Source organism: Streptomyces sp. DvalAA-43, from assembly GCF_900091725.1.
GTDB classification, from domain to species: Bacteria; Actinomycetota; Actinomycetes; order Streptomycetales; family Streptomycetaceae; genus Streptomyces; species Streptomyces pulveraceus.
Window position 1 is genome coordinate 68538 of record NZ_FMBW01000031.1, and the last position, 18441, is coordinate 86978.

Genomic DNA, 18441 nt, shown 5'->3' on the forward strand with positions numbered 1-18441 from the left:
CCTCAGGAGCCGTTGCCGGACCGCAGGGTGTCGAGGTCGGCCTTGAGCGTGTTCACCGGGATGGCGAAGCCGAGACCCACGCTGCCCGCGCTCGAACTTTCGGAGCCGCCGGACGAACTCGCCGAGTACATCGCGGAGTTGATGCCGATGATCTCGCCGTTCATATTGATCAGCGCACCGCCGGAGTTGCCGGGGTTGAGCGAGGCGTCGGTCTGGATGGCCTTGTACGTGGTGGTGGAGTCGCCGGTGTCGCCGTTGAACTGCCGGCCGCCGAACTCGAACGGCCACTGCTGGCCGCCGCCCTGTCCGCCGCCGTTCTGTCCGCCCTGGCTCCGGCCGCTGCCGTCCTCCTTGGCGACGGTGACATCGCGGTCGAGGGCGGAGACGATGCCGCTGGTGACGGTGCCGGTGAGGCCCTCGGGCGAGCCGATCGCGACGACCTGGTCGCCGACCGCCACGGCCGAGGAGTCGCCCAGCGTGGCCGTCTTCAGCCCGCTCGCCCCCTGGAGCTTGATGAGCGCGAGGTCCTTGTCGGGGTCGGTGCCGACGACCTGCGCGGTGTATGTCCTGCCCGTGCTGAGCGCCACCTTGACCGACGAGGCGCCGGAGATGACGTGGTTGTTGGTGACGATCTCGCCGTCGGAGGTGATGATCACGCCGGAGCCGGTGGACTCGCCCGCCGTCGAGGTCGCGTTGATCTCGACGATCATCGGCGAGACGGCCTTGGCGACACCGGCGACGGTGCCCTTGCTGCTCTGCGAGACGGTGGTGCCGGGGACGACACTGCTCGCGCTGTTCGTGCTGTTGCCGGTGAGCTGCTCGATGACGGTGGCGGTGCCGCCGCCGACGATCGCCGCCGCGATCGCCACGGCCGCCAGCAGGGCGACCGGCCGCCTGGCCCGGTGCCGAGGCGCGGCCGGCTCCTGGGGCGCGGGCGGCGGGAAGGCGGGACCGTCGCCGCCGTGTCCACCCTGCCCGCCGTGTCCGTCGGCGCCGTTCCCGCCGGGCCACACGGTGGTTCCGGGGCCCGTCGCGACCGGCTGCGCGGGGCGGTATGACGGCGGCGGCGGGTAGGCCGCGTCGCCGTTGCCGTACGAGGGGTACATCGGGTACTCGCCGCTCGGGCGCTGGCTCTCTGTCATGCCTATGAGCGTGTCCGGCCAAGATGAGAGAAGCCTGAGCACGTCCTGAGAAGCCCGGCAGAAGCTCGTATGCCCGATATAAGGACCGCCTGCCGACCACCGCGAAGACCACCGCGAGGACCGGCGTGCGGGCTACCTCGCCCCGGCCGCCGGAGGCTCACCGCAGCCGCAGGAGCGCCGTACCACCAGCGCCGACGGGAACTGCTTCAGCCGCTCCCGCCGCGACCCCGTCACCCGCAGCGAGTCGTCGAGCACCAGGTCCACCGCGGCCCGAGCCATCGCCGGGCGGTCCGAGGAGACCGTCGTCAGCGGCGGATCGGTCAGGCCCGCTTCCTTCACGTCGTCGAAGCCCGCCACCGCGAGCTCCCCGGGCACATCGATCCGCAGCTCGCGCGCGGCCCGCAGCACCCCGATGGCCTGGTCGTCCGTCGAGCAGAAGATCGCCGGCGGCCGGTCCGGCCCGGCGAGCAGCTTCAGCGCCACCTGATAGGCGTCGTAACGGTTGTACGGGGCCTGGAAGAGCCGGCCCTCCGTCGAGCGGCCCGACTCCTGCATCGCCCGGCGCCAGCCCTCGACATGGTCGGCGACCGGGTCGCCGACCGCCGGGGTGGACTCCACGCCGCCGAGGCACGCCACGTACGCGTTGCCGTGCTCCAGCAGGTGCCGGGTGGCGAGTTGGGCGCCGCCGACATCGTCGGTGACGACCGCGACGTCGTCGATCGCCTCCGGCCGCTCGTGCAGCAGCACGACCCGCGCGTCCCACGCCTCTATCTCGGCCGCCGCCCGCTCGCTGGGGCCCTGGCTGACCAGGATCAGGCCGGAGACCCGCATGCCGAGGAAGGCCCGCAGATAGTGGACCTCGCGCTCGTCGCGGTAGTCGGAGTTGCCGACGAGGACCATCTTTCCGCGCTCGGCGGCGGCCTGTTCGACCGCGTGCGCCATCTCCGCGAAGAACGGCTGCCGGGCGTCCGGCACGATCATTCCTATGAGGTCGGTCCGCCGCGAGGCCATCGCCTGGGCGACCCGGTCGGGCCGGTAGCCCAGCTCCTTGATCGCGGCGAGCACCCGCTCGCGCGTGGCCGGGGCGACCGGCCTCGGCCCGTTGTTGATGACGTAGCTGACGACCGCTGTCGACGTCCCCGCCAGTCTCGCCACATCGTCCCGCGTCACCTTGGCCACGCGCGGCAGTCTACGCGGATATACCTACCTTCCGGCAGGCCGGACCGGGGCTTCTTCCGGCAGCCCGACGGGGAGCGACTGCTCCGAACGGGTTACGGGTTCGGCGGCCGCCCTCGCCGCGGCCCGGTCCTTGGCCTCCTCGGCCGCGCGCTCCACCTTCTCGGGCGTCACGAACCGGTAGCCGACGTTGCGGACCGTGCCGATCAGCGACTCGTGCTCGGGGCCGAGCTTGGCGCGCAGCCGCCGCACATGGACGTCGACCGTGCGCGTACCGCCGAAGTAGTCGTAGCCCCAGACCTCCTGGAGCAGCTGGGCGCGGGTGAAGACCCGGCCCGGGTGCTGTGCCAGGTACTTGAGCAGTTCGAATTCCTTGAAGGTCAGGTCCAGGACCCGGCCCTTCAGCTTCGCGCTGTACGTGGCCTCGTCGACGGAGAGGTCGCCGTTGCGGATCTCCATCGGGGAGTCGTCGGAGGTGATCTGCTGCCGGCCGGTGGCCAGCCGCAGCCGGGCTTCGACCTCGGCCGGTCCCGCCGTGTCCAGCAGCACGTCGTCGATGCCCCAGTCGGCGGTGACGGCCGCGAGACCGCCCTCCGTCACGACGAGGATCAGCGGACAGCCCGGTCCGGTGGACCGCAGCAGCTGACAGAGCGACCGCACCTGGGGGAGATCGCGGCGGCCGTCGATCAGGATGACGTCGGCACCGGGGGTGTCGACGAGAGCGGGTCCTTCGGCGGGCGCCACCCGCACGCTGTGGAGCAGGAGACCGAGGGCGGGGAGCACCTCCGTCGACGGTTGAAGGGCATTCGTCAGGAGCAGCAGTGAACTCATCGCCGCCCACCTGCCTGGGTCGTCGGTCGATGACCGTTCACGGTTCGCTCGCCCATTACGTCGGTCCTCCTCGTTCCCTGCGAGAGGGGCACTCCCGGGCCGGGCCCGGGGGAGTATGCGGCACTTCTTCGTACGTTTCGTGCTGGTCCTGCCGGTGCGGCCCCCGCCCCGGGAACCGCTGAGCTTGTGGAAACGTCGCCGTAACAACGCCTGGAAAGCACAAAAGGACCCGGGGGCTTCTCTGCCCGGATCCTCTTCCCAGCACAATAGCCCACATGAGTTCTGTGTCCGAGGGACGATTTCGGGGTTCCGCTGTTCCCTCGATCACGCCCGGCCCCCTGCGCACCACCTTGCGCGCCGATGACGGGGTGCGTATCGAAGCGGTGTACGAGCCGTGTACGGCGGGTGCCGGGACCGTTGCGGGGTCATCCTTCGACGGTACTGCGATCGTGCTCGCGCACGGTTTCACCGGTGCGGTGGACCGGCCCGCGGTGCGGCGGGCCGCCGGGGTGTTCGCCGGGCGCGCGGCCGTGGTCACGTTCTCCTTCCGGGGGCACGGCGGGTCCGGCGGCCGGTCGACGGTGGGCGACCGCGAGGTGCTGGATCTGGCGGCGGCGGTGGCGTGGGCGCGGTCGCTCGGACACCGCCGGGTGGTGACCGTCGGGTTCTCGATGGGCGGGTCCGTGGTGCTGCGGCACGGGGCGCTGTACCCGGCGGGGCCGGAGGCGCGGCTTGAAGGCGACACGGACGCCTGCGGCGTTGCGGAGCGCGAGGGGCGCACTGGAGCGCGTACGGGGGCACACGCGGATGCGGTGGTGGCCGTGAGCGCCCCCGCCCGCTGGTACTACCGGGGCACCGCCCCGATGCGCCGGCTGCACTGGGTGGTCACCCGACCCATGGGGCGGCTGGTCGGCCGTTACGGACTGCACACCCGGATCGACCGCGACGAATGGAATCCGGTGCCGCTCCCACCGGTCGAGGCCGCCGCTCTGATCGCTCCGACGCCGCTGCTGATCGTGCACGGCGACCGGGACCCGTACTTCCCGCTGGACCACCCGCGCTCGCTGGCCGACGCGGCGGGCGACGGCGCCGAGCTGTGGCTGGAGCGCGGCATGGGCCATGCGGAGAACGCCGCGGACGAGACCTTGCTCACCCGCATCGCCGACTGGGCGGTGGCGGTGTGACCCATGATGGACAGCTGACGCGAGACGAGAGGAGTGGCGCCATGCCTGCGGTAACCATCCGCTACTGGGCCGCCGCCAAGGCCGCGGCCGGGACCGCGGAGGAGCCGTACACCGCCGCTACCCTCGCCGAGGCGCTCGACGCGGTGCGCGAACGGCACCCCGGAGAGCTCACCCGAGTGCTGCAAAGGTGTTCGTTCCTCATCGACGGTGACCCCGTGGGCACCCGTGGCCATGAGACCGTACGCCTTGCCGAGGGCGGCACGGTCGAGGTGCTCCCGCCGTTCGCAGGAGGGTGAACCGCAGAACATGAGCAGCAACGATCAGCAGTACCCGTACGGACAGGACCCGCGCCACGGGTACGGTCCCGGCCACGATCCGTCGAACGCCGGGCAGCCGCAGCAGTACGGCGACCAGCCGCACGCCGCGCAGCCGTACGGCGACCAGCCCTACGGCGCGCAGGCGTACGGCGGCGGGTCCTACGGAGGCGAGTCCTACGGCGCGCAGCCGTACGGGCAGCAGCCCTCGTACGGACACCCGCAGCAGCAGCCGCAGGCCCCGTACACCGACCCGAACCAGGCGAACCAGGCGAACCGGCCGGGACAGCCGGGCCAGCCGGGCCCCGGGCAGGGCTGGCCGGGCGGGTACGGGCAGCAGCCCGCCGCGCCCGCGGCCCACGACCCGCAGGACCCGGCCGTCGCGCAGACCTGGGAGGGCCAGACCTGGGACACCCAGTACCAGCCGGTCATCCAGTCCGCGCAGTCGGCCCAGCCCGCGCCGCACGCCCAGCAGGCCCACCAGGCACAGCACCCCCATCAGGCCCAGCCCGCGCAGCCCGTTCCGGCCGCCGCCGAGACCGCCTACCTGTCGCCCGTGTCGCCGCCGTCGTCCCCGATGCCGCCGCAGGGCGCCTCGGGCGCGTACCCGCTGCCGCCCGAGGTGCCGGTCACGCCGCTCGTACCCGCCGCCGAGCCGCCCGCCGAGGGCGCCACGCACGCCTCCGAGCACGGCGCGGACGGTTACAGCGCCCCCACCACCCTGGGCAACAGCAGGATCACCGACGCCCAGCGGGCCCGCGCCGAGGGCCGCTCGCCGATCATCGCGCCGGGCATGCAGCCCGCCGGGATCACCGCAGGACTCGGTCTGCTGCTCGCCCTGGGCGCCGCGATCGGGCCGTACGCCCTGGTCGTACCGCTGGTGCTGCTCCAGGCCGTGACCGCGGCCGGCTGGTTCCGGCTCAACGGCATGTGGCCGGCCCGGCAGGGCATCGCGCTCGCGTTCGCGGGCGGCCTGGTCGCCGACATCGCGCTGCTCGCCGCGGGCCGGGAGAACGGACCGGCCGCCATCCTCGGCACCCTCGGTGTCTGGGTGCTGCTCACCGTGGTCCTCCAGCTGCGCAGCCACGCGAGCGCCGACGAGCGGATGCAGGGGCTGATGGCCACCGTCGCGTCGGCCGCCCTGTCGGTGCTGGCCGCCGGACACCTCGCGGCGGTCCCGGACGCGGTGACGGTGGGGGCGGTGGCCGTCGCGGTCGCCGCGCTCGTGCGCGCGCTGCCGCTGCCCGGACCGGCCTCGGTCGTGGTGGCGCTGCTCGCCGCCACGGGCGCCGGTGCCGTGGCCGGGACGCTGACCGACCTGGGCACGAAGGGCGCGCTGCTCGGCCTCGGTGCGGGGGTGTGCGCGCTGATCGGGCTGCGGGCGGCGAGCTACGACTACCCGTCGCGCTTCGTCCACATGACCGCCGGTGTGGCGCTGCCGCTCACCGCCGCGGCGCCCGCCGTGTACCTGATCGGCCGTGCGATCTCGTAGGGCTGCCGTCCCGGACCCGGCCGCCCCGGGAACCGAAGAGGGGTGTCCGCTCGTCGATCACCCGGGGCACCTTGCACGTCCGGTGGACGTGCGGGGGCGCCGGGGGTCCGGCCGGATTGCAGGGTGATTGCAGGGTGGGGGAAAGAGCGAGCATGCGTGCACTGCGGATACTGCTGGTCATCGTGGTGGTCCTGGGCGGGATCTTCGTCGCCGTCGACCGTGCGGCGGTGTACTTCGCCGAGTCGGAGGCCGCCAAACGGATCCGGATCACCGGTGCCACGATCGGCTCGACGGACGTCTCCATCAAGGGATTCCCCTTCCTGACGCAGATAGCCGGGGGCGGGGTCGACGAGGTCGACGTCGAGATCACCGGCATCGAGACCGCCGCCGACGGCCGCAGGCTCCGGATCAGCCGGATGAACGCCGCGCTGCACGACGTGGAGCTGACCGACGGCTACTCCGGCGCCACCGCCGCCCGCGCCTCGGGCACCGCCGTCATCTCGTACGCGGACCTCACCAAGGCCGCCAGCGACGGCGTCGCCATCGAGTACGGCGGCAACAACAAGGTGAAGGTGACCGGCACGGTCGATGTCCTCGGCAACCCGGTCTCGCGCAGCGTGCTCTCCACCGTCACCCTGGTCGACGGCCGCACGCTCCGGGTGCACGCGGACAAGGTGCCGGGCGAGGGCGTCCCCGGGCTGGAGAAGCTGGTGCGCGGGAAGACCGACTTCGACCGGGAGGTCGGCGGCCTGCCGAGCGGTCTGAAGCTCCAGAAGATCCAGCCGACCGCCGACGGCCTGGAGATATCGGTGACCGGCACGGACGTCCGGCTCGCCGGCTAGGGCCACCCGCGAAACCCGGCCCGCGTCCTGGGCGCTCCACCCGCCTCCGGGGCATCTCACCCACCTCCTTGGGCACCCTCACCCGCCTCCTGGGCACCCCACTCACCTCCTGGACATCCCGCCCTCCACATATTGAGACGGCCCTGTCCGATCCGTAGATGCGTGACGGCCACCGGTGGCGCGGGAGCGGTGAGGGAGACGCCCCGACCCTGTTTCGGTCTCACCTGACGGACGATCGCGTCTCAGGATGCGACACGGCGGTGACATGTCCGCCCGTACCTCCCTACGATCGGTCCCATGCAGTGCTCTATGGGCGGTCTCCCACAGCGGGGGCGGGCGGATCTCACGAAGCGGCGGGCAGTGGACCTGTGCCGCGTCGCCGCCATGCTCTGTCGCACTGTCTGAGCGGGAGCCTTCGGCACCCCGCATTCCCCCCGGCCCTTCGACCGACGTCAGACGTCAGGGCCCATCCCAAGCCGTTGTACGTGTGCCGCACGCCGCGCCGCCGTACACCCGCATCACGCACCGTCTCGCATCATCTCGCCGCAGACTGCCCCGGAGGAGAACAGCATGAGCCGCAGTGACGTCCTGGTAGACGCCGACTGGGTCGAGGCCCACATCGACGACCCGAAGGTCGCTCTCGTAGAGGTCGACGAGGACACCTCGGCGTACGAGAAGAACCACATCAAGAACGCGATCCGGATCGACTGGACCAAGGACCTCCAGGACCCGGTCCGCCGCGACTTCATCGACCAGGCAGGGTTCGAGAAGCTGCTGTCCGAGAAGGGCATCGGCAACGACACCACGGTCGTCCTGTACGGCGGCAACAACAACTGGTTCGCGTCCTACGCGTTCTGGTACTTCAAGCTCTACGGCCACCAGGACGTCCGCCTGCTCGACGGCGGCCGCAAGAAGTGGGAGCTCGACTCCCGCGACCTGGTCGACGGCGACCAGATCCCGTCCCGCCCGGCCACCGAGTACAAGGCCAAGCCGCAGGACGAGTCGATCCGCGCCTACCGCGACGACGTCGTGCAGGCGATCGGCAACCAGAACCTGGTCGACGTGCGCTCGCCCGACGAGTTCAGCGGCAAGCTGCTCGCCCCGGCGCACCTCCCGCAGGAGCAGTCCCAGCGCCCCGGCCACGTGCCGAGCGCCCGCAACATCCCGTGGTCGAAGAACGCCAACGACGACGGCACCTTCAAGTCGGACGACGAGCTCAAGGCCCTGTACGAGGCGGAGCAGGTCGACCTGGCGAAGGACACCATCGCGTACTGCCGCATCGGCGAGCGCTCCGCGCTCACCTGGTTCGTGCTGCACGAGCTGCTCGGCCAGGAGAACGTCAAGAACTACGACGGTTCGTGGACCGAGTACGGCTCCCTCGTGGGTGTGCCGATCGAGCTCGGCGCCAACAAGTAACTCCGCGCGCGAGCAACTCCGCACGACCCGGACCAGCACGACCCCCGACCCAGAAGGACGAAACACATGTGTGGAGCAAAGGCCGGCGGCCCCGACGCTTCGACCATCAAGCCCGGTGAGACCACCATCCAGGGCAGCGTGACCCGCGACGGCGAGCCCGTCACCGGCTACGTGCGCCTGCTGGACTCGACCGGCGAGTTCACCGCCGAGGTCCCGACCTCGGCGACCGGACAGTTCCGCTTCTACGCGGCCGAGGGCACCTGGACGCTGCGCGCCCTCGTCCCGGGCGGCAGCGCCGACCGCACGGTCGTGGCGCAGACCGGTGGCCTCTCCGAGGTCGCGATCGCGGTCTAGGGCCTTACGTCAGGGCCTTCGCGCCGCGACACGGATCGGCCGAAGGGCCGTACCCCAGGGGGTTGGACGCCTTCCTGGACGGGGTACGGCCCTTCGTGCCGTCCGTACCGGCGCGAACGAGGCCTGCGCCACCGGCCGGGGCGGGCCTACGCTGGAGGTATGTACGCCCGACGCCGTCGCGGCTATTTCCTGATGATGGGCGTGTGCATCGTCCTCTTCGTATCGGCCTGGGCCTTCGTCAGGCTGTGGTCGATGCCCGCCGCGATAGCGATGTGCGTCGTCGCGATGGTGATCCCGCCCATCGCGGCCATGGTCGCCAACCGGCGGGGACCGGACGACCGCTGGTGGGACGATCCGTCCGGCGACCCGAAGTCCGACGAGTGGTGGGACGAGCTCGACGGCAAGAAGCGGCACTGACGCGCTCCGCGCCGCTGGACCGTCAGTAGACGAGGGCCTGGACGCCGTCGGCCATGATCTCGCTGACGAAGACCTGGGCCCCGGCGATCCGCACGCCCTCCAGGACGTCCTGCTCGGTGATGTCACGACGGGCCGCGCACTGCGTGCACAGGGTGATCTGCCCGCCCGCCTGGATCGACTCGATCAGATCCGGCAGCGGCGCGGCATGCGGCAGCTCGAACTCGGCGGCGCGCCCCGGCAACGCGAACCAGGAGGACTCCCCGGTCAGCCAGAGCGAGACCTCCACCCCACTGGCGACGGCGACCGCGGCCACCGTGAACGCCTGTGAGCAGCGCTCGGCGGAGTCGGCACCTGCGGTCACCTTGATCACGAGCTTCTTCGGCATATGCCGAACTGTAATCGTCGGGTGGGCAACCGCATCGCCTCGGTGGCAGTCAGGTGGATGCGCGGTTAAACGGAATCAGCGCATCTGGTCTCGTGGGGGGACCCCAATTGGAACCGAAAGACACGATTTCTGACGGGCCGGCGCCCGAGGACGGGCCCGGGACCCGGTCCGTGGCCGAGACGCCCGTACCCGAGAAGCCGGTGGCCGAGCCGCCCGTGACCGAGCCCGCGCCCGAGGCCGCCCCGGTCGCGGAGCCCGAGGCCGTACGGGTCACCGCGCCCGAGCCCGCACCGGCCACCGCGCCCGAGCCCGTCGCCGCGCCCGTCGCGAAGCGCCCGCGCGGGCGTACGGCGCTGCTGGTCCTCGCGGCCGCGGTGCTCGGCATCGCGGGTGGCACCGCCGTGGGCTACGACGTACAGGCCGGGCGCGCCCCGACCCCGCTGCCCGCCCTGTCGCAGCCCGGTCTGGCGTACCCGGCGAAGGCGCTGCCCCCGGGCAAGGCCCCCGATCCGCTGCCCGTGTCCCAGGACCGCCGGGTCAGGACGGACGGCGACCTGCGCAAGCTGGTCATCGGCCGGCCCGCGGGCTGGAGCGATGACGACAGCTCGCTGCTGGACCTGTCCGACGGCTGGGTGGCCCCGGACGTCTACGCCCGCTCCTCCTACGAGAAGGAGGGGGCCATGTACGAGTACTTCCTGGAGTACGACATCCGCCGGGTCGCGGGTGCCGCCTGGAAGCGCGGGCAGTACCGCACCGCCGAGATCCATCTCGTGCAGTTCGGCTCGGGAACCGTGCAGGGGGCCCAGGACTTCGTCGAGGGCCAGCTCGCGTACATGCCCGGATCCGAGATCGGCGCGGGCAACATCGGCGACGCGATCAAGGGCAGCGGCAACGGCCGCTACTACCTCTACGAGGTCGACCGGAAGCCGGGCTACCTGCCGTCGTACCACGCCAGGGCCACCGTGTACCGCGGTGACATCGCGGCCGACATCCACCTCTACGACACCGTACCGATCAGCAAGAAGGACATCCGGACGTTGGCCGAGAGACAGCTGGAGCGCCTGTGAACGACGTGACCACGCAGGCGACCACGCCCGACGGGAACACCGACGGGAACGCCGACGCCTCCGGGGCGGTTGCCACCGGCCGTCCGCGCCGGGTGATCCGCATGGCGCTTCCCGTCGTGCTGGTGGCCGCCGCGGTCGCGGGCGCGGCCGTGTACACCCAGGACGCGGTGGACGGCGCCGACCGTTCCGCCGGGACCGCCCTCTGGGAGGAGCCCGCGCACAAGCCGGGCAAGGACCCGGCCGGTGACGTGGCCCGGGGCCGGGCCTCCACCGCGCTCAGCAAGCTGCTGCTGCCGGTCCCGGCCGGCTACCGGCTCGGCCCCGACAACGGGGAGCTGGGCAACGACGGCGAGCAGAGCGGCAGGAAGGCGACCGCCGCCATGAAGCAGGACGCCCACGGTCTCGCGGGCAAGCAGCGCCGGGCCTACGAGGAACGGATCGACGAACTCCGCATCGAGGGCATCGCCACCCGTTCCTACACCGCGGACGACAACACCCTGTTGGTCAGCACCCAGATCACGCGGATGAAGGACAGGAAGGCCGTCCGGAACCTCCACACCTTCCGGACCGGCCTCTTCGAATCCCTCGGCATCTTCCGTGCGGAGCCGAAGATCAAGGGGCACACGAGGAACGCCAGGTGTTACGTCCTGCGCAAGGGCAGCAAGGGCGACATCGAGTCGATGAACTGTCTGGCGTACGACGGCGAGGTGAGCATCAGCCTCTCGGCGTCCGGCACCAGGCCGTTCGACCGGAAGGCCGTCTCCGAACTCCTGAAGGACCAGCTCGACCACATCAAGTCCCCGGGGGAGTACGTATGACCGAGCAGACGACGGGCGCACCCGCCGGGACCGAGCCCGCCGAGCCCGCCCCCGTACCGCAGACGCCCGAGCCCCTTCCGGCCCCGGCCCCGTCCCGGAAGCCGCCGAGGCGGGTGCTGCGGGCCGTCGCCCGGTGGACCGTCGCCGCCGTGGTCCTCGGCGGGCTCGGTGCCGGTACGGCCTTCGGCATCACCTCGATGGAGCGGACCGACGTGCCCGGTCTGGCCACGGAGAGCGACGGCCGCTGGGACTACCCCCAGCTCAGCCTGCCCGCGCTCCCGGCCGGTTCGCCCCGCCCGTACAGCGACGGCAACGTCGCCGAGATCCACCACGCCGACCTGCGGCGCCTGCTGCTGCCCGCCCCGGTCGGAGCAACCGTCGACAAGAAGCTCGACGGCGGCTGGGTGAGCACGGAGCAGTACCTCTCCGAGTACGCGAAGGACAGTCGCTCCGACGTCGCGCAGACGCTGAAGGACGCGGCTCCGCGGCACGTCGCCGCCCGCGGCTGGACCATGCCGGACGGCACGTCGACCCGGATCTATCTCGTCCAGTTCAACTCGACGGCCTTCGCCCAGCACTTCATGGACTCGACGTCCGGCAGCGGGTCCGAGGTGCCGCTCGTCGGGGCGCCCGAGACGGTTCTCGACGAGGGCTGGAGCGGCGCCGGCAAGGTGCCGGGCACCTCGTCCTACGTGTACGACGAGGCGAAGCCGTACGGCGAGGCGCGGGTCCGCCAGGGCTATGTGGTCGCCGGTGACACGCTCGCCCTGGTCGTCCAGTCCCGCAAGGGCAAGGAGAGCACCCCGGGCGTCCCGTTCCACCAGACGGTGATCCTGCAGAACCAGCTGCTGGGCTGACCCGCCGGCGACGGTCCCCGGGCAAACCCCGAACGGCGGGCCGGGCCCCCACCCATTAGGCTGGGGCCCGGCCCCGTACTGCTGCCATAACGCTCGTTGCAAGGAGTTCCCGTGCTTGAGGCATTCTTCTCCGCTCTGCTGGTCCTGGTCTGCGTCGGCGTGCTCGCCTTCGCCGGCGTGACCGTGAAGAAGCTGTACCAGGGCCAGCGCTGACCGTTCCCCCTCCCGGTCCCCGCCTCCGTCCGCAGCCACCCCACCCCACCTCACAGATCGTCTGAGCCGCTCATGATCGAGATCCCGTCCGACCTCCACCCGGACCTCGTCCCGCTGGCCTTCCTCCTCGGCAACTGGGCGGGCGCGGGCGTCTCCGACTTCCCCGGCGCCGAGCAGTGCAACTTCGGCCAGGAAGTCTCCTTCAGCCACGACGGCCGTGACTTCCTGGAGTACGTCTCGCACACCTGGGTGCTCGATGCCGAGGGCGAGAAGGTCAGGCCGCTGGAGTCCGAGTCCGGCTACTGGCGCATCGACAAGGACCGCAAGGTCGAGGTCGTCATGTCCCGCGACCAGGGCGTCATCGAGATCTGGTACGGCGAGCTGGCCGACAAGAAGCCGCAGATCGACCTGGTCACCGACGCGGTCGCGCGCACCGCGGCCTCCGGCCCGTACAACGGTGGCAAGCGGCTGTACGGCTATGTGAAGAGCGACCTGATGTGGGTCGGCGAGAAGGCCACCCCCGAGGTGGAGCTGCGCCCGTACATGTCGGCGCACCTGAAGAAGGTCGTCACCCCGGAAGAGGTCGAGGAGATGGCGAAGAGCCTCGGCGACCTGCCGGACGACGGCATCGCCTTCTTCAAGTAGCCCGCCTTCTCCGCGTAGCCCACCGGCAGGTGCTCGCCCGGTCCTACACTGGGCGTGTGGTGAGCACCGACTGGAAGACCGATCTCCGGCAGCGCGGCTATCGGCTGACGCCGCAGCGGCAGCTTGTCCTGGAAGCCGTCGACACGCTGGAACACGCGACGCCCGACGACATCCTCTGCGAGGTGCGCAGGACCGCGTCCGGTGTGAACATCTCCACCGTCTACCGGACCCTTGAGCTCCTGGAGGAGCTGGGGCTGGTCAGCCACGCCCATCTGGGGCACGGGGCGCCCACGTACCACCTGGCCGACCGCCACCACCACATCCATCTCGTCTGCCGCGACTGCACGGACGTCATCGAGGCCGATGTCGAGGTCGTCGCGGAGTTCACCGCGAAGCTCCGCGACAGCTTCGGGTTCGAGACGGACATGAAGCACTTCGCGATCTTCGGCCGCTGTGCCGGGTGCACCGCGAAGGCCGCGTCCGGGGAGACCGGCCGGGCGTCGTCCACCGAGGCGTCCGGCTCCGAGCGGTAGCGCGGGCGGCCGCAGGGTCCCGGCTCCCGGACCGCGTCGCGTTCCTGCCGCGTCGTACGCTGGTCGCATGAAGAGCCCCCTGCTGTCCCTGCCCGGCGCCGTCCCCGCCGAAGGCCGCGACGAAGGCGTCGCCGCGCACTACGGCGACCTGTTCCGCGAGCAGCGCGCCCTCGCCGACGGCTCCGGCCTCGTCGACCTCTCGCACCGCGCCGTCGTCACCGTCAGCGGCAGCGACCGGCTGGCCTGGCTGCACCTCCTGCTGACCCAGCACGTCAGTGAACTCGCCCCGGGCCAGGCCACCGAGGCCCTGATCCTCACCGCCAACGGGCACATCGAGCACGCCCTCTACCTCGTCGACGACGGCGAGACGGTGTGGATGCACGCCGAGCCGGGCACCCAGGGCGACCTCGTCGCCTACCTGGAGTCCATGAAGTTCTTCTACCGGGTCGAAGTCGCCGACCACACCGGGGAGTTCGCCGTGGTGCATCTGCCGGCCGGCTCCATCGCGGAGGTCCCGGACGGCGTGACGGTACGGGAGACGGCGTACGGCCGGGACCTGTTCCTGCCCCGCGCCGACCTGGAGACGTACGCGGCGGAGCACGGCCCGGTGGCCGGCATCCTGGCGTACGAGGCGCTGCGCGTGGAGGCGCACCGCCCGCGCCTCGGCTTCGAGACCGACCACCGCACCATCCCGCACGAGCTGGGCTGGATCGGCACCGCCGTCCACCTCCAGAAGGGCTGCTACCGCGGCCAGGAGACGGTGGCCCGGGTGCAGAACCTGGGCAAGCCGCCGCGTCGGCTCGTCTTCCTGCACCTCGACGGCAGCGAGGTCCTGCTGCCCGGACACGGCACGCCGGTACGGCTCGCCGCGGACGGTGCCGAAGGGCGCCAGCTGGGCTTCATCACCACGTCCGCCCGCCACCACGAGCTGGGGCCGATCGCGCTGGCCCTGGTCAAGCGGAACGTCGCGGTGGACGCCGAGCTGCTCGCCGGGGACACGGCCGCGGCCCAGGAGACGGTCGTCGAGCCGTAGGGCGCAGGGCCGCAGGGCCCGTACGGGCGGCCTCTTCGCACCAGGCGGCCTCTTCGTACGGCCGGGCCGGTCAGACCTCGACGAGGACGGTGAACGGGCCGTGGTTCGTGAGCGAGACGCGCATCTCCGCTCCGAACCGGCCCGTCTCCACCCGCGCGCCCAGCGCCCGCAGCTGCTTCACCACCTCGTCGACCAGCGGCTCGGCGACCTCGCCGGGCGCCGCGGCGTTCCAGGTGGGGCGGCGGCCCTTCCGGGCGTCCCCGTAGAGAGTGAACTGCGAAATCACCAGAAGCGGCGCATTCACGTCGGAGCAGGACTTCTCGCCCTCCAGGACGCGCAGCGACCAGAGCTTGCGGGCGAGCTGGGCCGCCTTCTCCGGGGTGTCCCCGTGGGTGACTCCCACCAGCACACACAGTCCCTCGCCGACGATTTCGCCGACCACCGCGGGCCCGTCGGACCCGTCCGTGCCGTCGGCCACCGTGACGCTCGCGCCGTCCACCCTCTGTATCACTGCACGCATACAGACCAACCTATCTTGGGCTGAACGGGTACAGAGCATCCACACAGGCCCCACCGGAGTGGCACCATGCTCGGAAGGCGGTGTGCCGACGCACCGGTCGAGGGGATGGACACAAGCATGAGTACCTATGGAACCGGGCAGTCCCCCGGCGCCGTACCGGTCACGCGAACCGGCGCCAGTACCAGCACCAGCACCATGCGCCCACCCGTGCAGCGAACCGGTCACGGTCTTGAGGACGGCCCGGCCGCCGGGCCGGAACCCGAGCTGGGCGCCCTGCGCCTGCCGGAGCTGCGCACCCTGCGCCGCGACGCACAGCGCGACGAGGCCGACCTCAGCTATGTGCGCCGGCTCGTCCAGGGCCGGATCGACATCCTGCGGGCCGAGCTGGCCCGGCGGCTGGATCCGGAGACACCGGTGGTGGACCGGCTCTCGGAGATCCTCGCCGACACCCCGTCCCAGCACCGCTCCTCCGCCCGGCACGTCACACTCACCACGCCGCGCAGCGACGAGTACCGCAGGCTGGCCGCCGAGACGCTCGCCGAGGTCGAACTCTCCGACCTCGACGCCCGTACGGACGAAGAGCTGCACACCGCGATGGGGCGCCTGGTCCGCTATGAACAGCAGGTTTCCCGCCGCCGTCACCAGCTGCAACGGACCACGGACGATTGCAGCGCGGAGATCGCCCGCAGGTACCGTGACGGGGAAGCACAAGTAGACGACCTGCTCGCCTGAAGCGATCCTTCCGGGGGCGGGTTCCGCCCGTCCCCGGAAGGCCACCATGACCTCCAGCGCCGCCCCCGCCGCCCCATCCGCCATATCCCCCACCGCCCCCGAGCTCCCCGTCCTGGCCGAGGTCGTACGGTCCGGCTTCGTGGAGGGCCACCACCGGGGCTCGCTGGTCGTGCTGGCCGCCGACGGCAGTGTGGAACGGTCCCTGGGCGACCCGGCGGCGCCGGTCTTCCCGCGCTCCTCCAACAAGCCGATGCAGGCCGCGGCCGTGCTGCGGGCCGGGCTCGATCTGTCCGGGGAGCGGCTGGCACTGGCCGCCGCGAGCCACTCCGGCGAGGACTTCCACCTCGCACTCGTCCGCACGATGCTCGCCGAGCACGGACTGACGCCCGGCGATCTGCAGACCCCGCCCGATCTGCCGCTGGACCCGGCGGAGGCGGAGGCGTATCTCGCCGCCGGCCACGTCCGGGAGCGGATCACCATGAACTGCTCCGGCAAGCACGCGGCGATGCTCGCGGTGTGCGCGGTGAACGGCTGGGACCGGGAGTCCTACCTCGACCCGGCGCACCCGCTCCAGCAGCTGGTCCACCGGGTCGTCGAGGAGGCGGCCGGGGAGCAGGTCGCGGCGGTCGGCACGGACGGGTGCGGGGCGCCGCTGATGGCGATCAGCCTGGTGGGGCTGGCGCGCGCCTTCCGTACGTTCGTGCTGGCGGAGCCGGGTACGGCGGAGCGCCGGGTCGGGGACGCGATGCGGGCCCACCCCGAGTACGTGGCCGGGACCCGTCGCCCCGACACCTGGCTGATGCGGGAGGTGCCGGGCACGCTCTCCAAGATGGGCGCCGAGGCGGTGCAGGCGGTGGCGCTGGCGGACGGCCGGGCACTGGCCTTCAAGATCGACGACGGTGCGGGGCGGGCGCTCGGCCCGGTGCTGGCGCGGGCACTGCGGCTGCTCGGCATCGACACCCCGGTGGTCGCCCGGATCGGGCACGCACCGCTGCTGGGCGGTGGCGGGGAGGTCGGCGAGATCCGGGCGGCCTTCTGAGCAGGCCGCTCCGGGGCGGCGGAAAACCGGACGACAACCCGCGCGCCGTATGTCTAGCGTGCTCGCATGGCACTTGACGTCCGTACGATCACCGCTGCCGAATTCCCCGACTGGCTGCGCGCCAAGCACACCGGCTTCCTCCAGGCCTCGACAGGAGTGGAACAAGAGGCGGAGCGGCGTCTTCCGCATACCGATCTCGCCCGCACGCAGGGCGTGTTCGAGGGCGGGCGGTGCGTGGCCACGTTCCGCTCCTTCGCCCAGGAACTCACGGTCGTCGGCGGCGCCACGGTCCCGGCCGACGCGATCTCCAACGTCACCGTGACGCCCACGCACCGCCGTCGCGGGCTGCTCAGCCGGATGACGGCCACGGACCTCGCGGCGGCGAAGGAGCGCGGTGAGGTGGTCGCCACGCTGATCGCCGCCGAGTACCCGATCTACGGGCGGTACGGCTTCGGCCCGGCGGCCTGGACCACCGAGTGGGAGATCGACGTGCCGCGGGCCGGGCTCGACCCGCGCTGGGCGGGCCCGTCCGCGTCGGACGGCGGCCGCATCGACCTGGTGAGCGCTGCGGACGTACGCAAGCTGGGCCCGGCCCTGCACGACCGGTTGCGCGCCCGGCAGCACGGCGTGATCAACCGCGACCCGCGCTGGTGGGACGTGAACACCGGCGCGATACAGCCGGGCCCGGACCCCTGGACGGAGCCCTTCTTCGCGGTCTACGGCAACGCGTCCGGCGAGGTCGACGGCCTGGTCGTCTACCGCTCCGACACCCACTGGGGCGATGCCAAGCAGCCGCTGCAGACGCTCACGGTGGTCGGGCAGATCGCCGTCACCCCGGCCGCCGAGCGCGCGCTGTGGCATTTCGTCTGCTCGATCGACTGGGTCACCACGGTCCGCTCCGGCTACCGCGCTCCCGACGACCTGCTGCCCCTCTTCCTCCCGGACCCGCGCGCGGCGCGCATCGTGACCCAGGCGGACTGGCTGTGGGTGCGCGTCCTGGATGTCGTACGCGCCCTGGAGGCCCGCACCTACGCGGTGCCCGGCACGCTCGTCCTCGACATCCATGACGCCGCGGGCCTGTCCGACGGCCGCTACCGCCTCGAAGCCTCCCCCTCCGGCGCGAGCTGCACCCGCACCACGGTCGCCGCCGATCTCGCGCTGGACGTACGCGAGCTGGGCACCCTCTACCTCGGCGACGAGTCCCCCGCCCGCCTGGCGGCCCTGGGCCGCGTCGAGGAACTCACCCCGGGCGCGGTGGCGGTGGCGGAGGGAATGTTCCGGGCGGCACGCCGGGCCTGGTGCCCGGACATGTTCTGACGTCTTCTGGCGTCTTCCGACGTCCGGCTCCACCGGGCGTCGTGCCGGCCGCCGATGCTTCCCGGCCATCCCCTGCTGTGTGCGTCGTACGCAGAGCTGCGTACGCAGGGCGCG

Annotated in this window: 22 protein-coding genes; 17 read left to right on the top strand and 5 right to left on the bottom strand. The window is 71.9% G+C overall.

Translation table 11 applies throughout. The annotated features are described in order from the left end of the window. Positions 1–2: 2 nt before the first annotated feature. From GA0115234_RS08280 to GA0115234_RS08290, 3 genes are all read right to left on the bottom strand, one after another. A complete protein-coding gene (locus GA0115234_RS08280) occupies positions 3–1142 on the bottom strand; it encodes a S1C family serine protease (RefSeq protein WP_093540225.1) in 1140 nt (379 codons plus the stop codon). Positions 1143–1274: 132 nt separating this feature from the next. Beyond that, positions 1275–2321, bottom strand: a complete 1047-nt coding sequence (locus GA0115234_RS08285; protein ID WP_093540226.1) for a LacI family DNA-binding transcriptional regulator — start codon at positions 2319–2321, stop codon at positions 1275–1277. A gap of 24 nt (positions 2322–2345) precedes the next feature. After that, the gene (locus GA0115234_RS08290) at positions 2346–3149 is read right to left on the bottom strand and encodes a response regulator transcription factor (protein ID WP_093540227.1); all 804 of its coding nucleotides are present in this window, start codon (positions 3147–3149) and stop codon (positions 2346–2348) included. A gap of 275 nt (positions 3150–3424) precedes the next feature. On the opposite strand from GA0115234_RS08290, the gene GA0115234_RS08295 reads away from it, so the two are divergent. From GA0115234_RS08295 to GA0115234_RS08325, 8 genes are all read left to right on the top strand, one after another. Then, positions 3425–4333, top strand: a complete 909-nt coding sequence (locus GA0115234_RS08295; protein ID WP_176729110.1) for an alpha/beta hydrolase family protein — start codon at positions 3425–3427, stop codon at positions 4331–4333. A gap of 41 nt (positions 4334–4374) precedes the next feature. Beyond that, complete coding sequence (locus GA0115234_RS08300) at positions 4375–4629, top strand: MoaD/ThiS family protein (RefSeq protein ID WP_072488004.1); 255 nt, start codon at positions 4375–4377, stop codon at positions 4627–4629. Between the two features lie 10 nt (positions 4630–4639). Beyond that, positions 4640–6139, top strand: coding sequence for a hypothetical protein (locus GA0115234_RS08305; protein WP_093540229.1), 1500 nt, complete (start codon positions 4640–4642; stop codon positions 6137–6139). Between the two features lie 152 nt (positions 6140–6291). Continuing rightward, a complete protein-coding gene (locus GA0115234_RS08310; protein WP_093540230.1) occupies positions 6292–6981 on the top strand; it encodes an LmeA family phospholipid-binding protein in 690 nt (229 codons plus the stop codon). Between the two features lie 309 nt (positions 6982–7290). Beyond that, positions 7291–7386 (top strand): putative leader peptide, encoded by a 96-nt coding sequence (locus tag GA0115234_RS44280; protein WP_353785486.1) that lies wholly within the window; start codon positions 7291–7293, stop codon positions 7384–7386. A gap of 165 nt (positions 7387–7551) precedes the next feature. Next, positions 7552–8397 (top strand): sulfurtransferase, encoded by an 846-nt coding sequence (locus GA0115234_RS08315; protein WP_093540231.1) that lies wholly within the window; start codon positions 7552–7554, stop codon positions 8395–8397. A 66-nt stretch (positions 8398–8463) separates the two neighbouring features. Continuing rightward, positions 8464–8751, top strand: a complete 288-nt coding sequence (locus GA0115234_RS08320) for a DUF1416 domain-containing protein (protein ID WP_018490348.1) — start codon at positions 8464–8466, stop codon at positions 8749–8751. Positions 8752–8910: 159 nt separating this feature from the next. Further along, a complete protein-coding gene (locus GA0115234_RS08325) occupies positions 8911–9168 on the top strand; it encodes a DUF3099 domain-containing protein (protein ID WP_093540232.1) in 258 nt (85 codons plus the stop codon). 22 nt (positions 9169–9190) lie between these two features. Here GA0115234_RS08325 and GA0115234_RS08330 read toward each other — a convergent pair whose 3' ends face one another. Beyond that, complete coding sequence (locus GA0115234_RS08330; protein ID WP_093540233.1) at positions 9191–9553, bottom strand: DsrE family protein; 363 nt, start codon at positions 9551–9553, stop codon at positions 9191–9193. A 170-nt stretch (positions 9554–9723) separates the two neighbouring features. Between GA0115234_RS08330 and GA0115234_RS08335 the strand changes: the two genes are divergently transcribed. The 6 genes from GA0115234_RS08335 to GA0115234_RS08365 all read left to right on the top strand — a co-directional run bounded on the left by GA0115234_RS08335 (position 9724) and on the right by GA0115234_RS08365 (position 14719). Beyond that, entirely contained in the window at positions 9724–10620 is an 897-nt protein-coding gene (locus tag GA0115234_RS08335) for a hypothetical protein (protein ID WP_093540234.1), read from the top strand. Continuing rightward, positions 10617–11438 carry a hypothetical protein gene (locus GA0115234_RS08340; protein ID WP_093540235.1) on the top strand — a complete coding sequence of 274 codons (822 nt, stop codon included), beginning with the start codon at positions 10617–10619 and terminating at the stop codon, positions 11436–11438. The genes GA0115234_RS08335 and GA0115234_RS08340 overlap by 4 nt, the downstream gene beginning before the upstream one ends. Further along, positions 11435–12295, top strand: coding sequence for a hypothetical protein (locus tag GA0115234_RS08345; RefSeq protein ID WP_093540236.1), 861 nt, complete (start codon positions 11435–11437; stop codon positions 12293–12295). Before GA0115234_RS08340 ends, GA0115234_RS08345 begins: the two co-directional genes overlap by 4 nt. A 285-nt stretch (positions 12296–12580) precedes the next feature. Then, positions 12581–13153 (top strand): FABP family protein, encoded by a 573-nt coding sequence (locus GA0115234_RS08355; RefSeq protein ID WP_093540237.1) that lies wholly within the window; start codon positions 12581–12583, stop codon positions 13151–13153. A 56-nt stretch (positions 13154–13209) separates the two neighbouring features. Continuing rightward, positions 13210–13686, top strand: a complete 477-nt coding sequence (locus tag GA0115234_RS08360) for a Fur family transcriptional regulator (RefSeq protein WP_093540238.1) — start codon at positions 13210–13212, stop codon at positions 13684–13686. A 67-nt stretch (positions 13687–13753) separates the two neighbouring features. Continuing rightward, the gene (locus tag GA0115234_RS08365; RefSeq protein ID WP_093540239.1) at positions 13754–14719 is read left to right on the top strand and encodes a CAF17-like 4Fe-4S cluster assembly/insertion protein YgfZ; all 966 of its coding nucleotides are present in this window, start codon (positions 13754–13756) and stop codon (positions 14717–14719) included. A 70-nt stretch (positions 14720–14789) separates the two neighbouring features. Here GA0115234_RS08365 and dtd read toward each other — a convergent pair whose 3' ends face one another. Then, positions 14790–15239 carry a D-aminoacyl-tRNA deacylase gene (gene dtd, locus GA0115234_RS08370; RefSeq protein WP_093540240.1) on the bottom strand — a complete coding sequence of 150 codons (450 nt, stop codon included), beginning with the start codon at positions 15237–15239 and terminating at the stop codon, positions 14790–14792. Positions 15240–15356: 117 nt separating this feature from the next. On the opposite strand from dtd, the gene GA0115234_RS08375 reads away from it, so the two are divergent. The 3 genes from GA0115234_RS08375 to GA0115234_RS08385 all read left to right on the top strand — a co-directional run bounded on the left by GA0115234_RS08375 (position 15357) and on the right by GA0115234_RS08385 (position 18327). Then, positions 15357–15971, top strand: coding sequence for an RsiG family protein (locus GA0115234_RS08375; protein WP_176729111.1), 615 nt, complete (start codon positions 15357–15359; stop codon positions 15969–15971). A 46-nt stretch (positions 15972–16017) separates the two neighbouring features. After that, on the top strand, positions 16018–17010 hold the full coding sequence (locus tag GA0115234_RS08380) for an asparaginase (RefSeq protein WP_093540241.1): 993 nt from the start codon (positions 16018–16020) through the stop codon (positions 17008–17010). A gap of 66 nt (positions 17011–17076) precedes the next feature. Next, positions 17077–18327 (top strand): GNAT family N-acetyltransferase, encoded by a 1251-nt coding sequence (locus GA0115234_RS08385; protein ID WP_093540242.1) that lies wholly within the window; start codon positions 17077–17079, stop codon positions 18325–18327. The last annotated feature ends 114 nt before the right edge of the window (positions 18328–18441 follow it).

Excerpts from the sequence above, each read along its gene's own strand:
- GA0115234_RS08280 (WP_093540225.1), bottom strand. The coding sequence starts at position 1,142 with ATGACAGAGAGCCAGCGCCCGAGCGGCGAGTACCCGATGTACCCCTCG.
- GA0115234_RS08290 (WP_093540227.1), bottom strand. The coding sequence starts at position 3,149 with ATGAGTTCACTGCTGCTCCTGACGAATGCCCTTCAACCGTCGACGGAG.
- GA0115234_RS08295 (WP_176729110.1), top strand. The coding sequence starts at position 3,425 with ATGAGTTCTGTGTCCGAGGGACGATTTCGGGGTTCCGCTGTTCCCTCG.
- GA0115234_RS08300 (WP_072488004.1), top strand. The coding sequence starts at position 4,375 with ATGCCTGCGGTAACCATCCGCTACTGGGCCGCCGCCAAGGCCGCGGCC.
- GA0115234_RS08305 (WP_093540229.1), top strand. The coding sequence starts at position 4,640 with ATGAGCAGCAACGATCAGCAGTACCCGTACGGACAGGACCCGCGCCAC.
- GA0115234_RS08310 (WP_093540230.1), top strand. The coding sequence starts at position 6,292 with ATGCGTGCACTGCGGATACTGCTGGTCATCGTGGTGGTCCTGGGCGGG.
- GA0115234_RS44280 (WP_353785486.1), top strand. The coding sequence starts at position 7,291 with ATGGGCGGTCTCCCACAGCGGGGGCGGGCGGATCTCACGAAGCGGCGG.
- GA0115234_RS08315 (WP_093540231.1), top strand. The coding sequence starts at position 7,552 with ATGAGCCGCAGTGACGTCCTGGTAGACGCCGACTGGGTCGAGGCCCAC.
- GA0115234_RS08320 (WP_018490348.1), top strand. The coding sequence starts at position 8,464 with ATGTGTGGAGCAAAGGCCGGCGGCCCCGACGCTTCGACCATCAAGCCC.
- GA0115234_RS08325 (WP_093540232.1), top strand. The coding sequence starts at position 8,911 with ATGTACGCCCGACGCCGTCGCGGCTATTTCCTGATGATGGGCGTGTGC.
- GA0115234_RS08330 (WP_093540233.1), bottom strand. The coding sequence starts at position 9,553 with ATGCCGAAGAAGCTCGTGATCAAGGTGACCGCAGGTGCCGACTCCGCC.
- GA0115234_RS08345 (WP_093540236.1), top strand. The coding sequence starts at position 11,435 with ATGACCGAGCAGACGACGGGCGCACCCGCCGGGACCGAGCCCGCCGAG.
- GA0115234_RS08355 (WP_093540237.1), top strand. The coding sequence starts at position 12,581 with ATGATCGAGATCCCGTCCGACCTCCACCCGGACCTCGTCCCGCTGGCC.
- GA0115234_RS08365 (WP_093540239.1), top strand. The coding sequence starts at position 13,754 with ATGAAGAGCCCCCTGCTGTCCCTGCCCGGCGCCGTCCCCGCCGAAGGC.
- dtd (WP_093540240.1), bottom strand. The coding sequence starts at position 15,239 with ATGCGTGCAGTGATACAGAGGGTGGACGGCGCGAGCGTCACGGTGGCC.
- GA0115234_RS08375 (WP_176729111.1), top strand. The coding sequence starts at position 15,357 with ATGAGTACCTATGGAACCGGGCAGTCCCCCGGCGCCGTACCGGTCACG.
- GA0115234_RS08380 (WP_093540241.1), top strand. The coding sequence starts at position 16,018 with ATGACCTCCAGCGCCGCCCCCGCCGCCCCATCCGCCATATCCCCCACC.
- GA0115234_RS08385 (WP_093540242.1), top strand. The coding sequence starts at position 17,077 with ATGGCACTTGACGTCCGTACGATCACCGCTGCCGAATTCCCCGACTGG.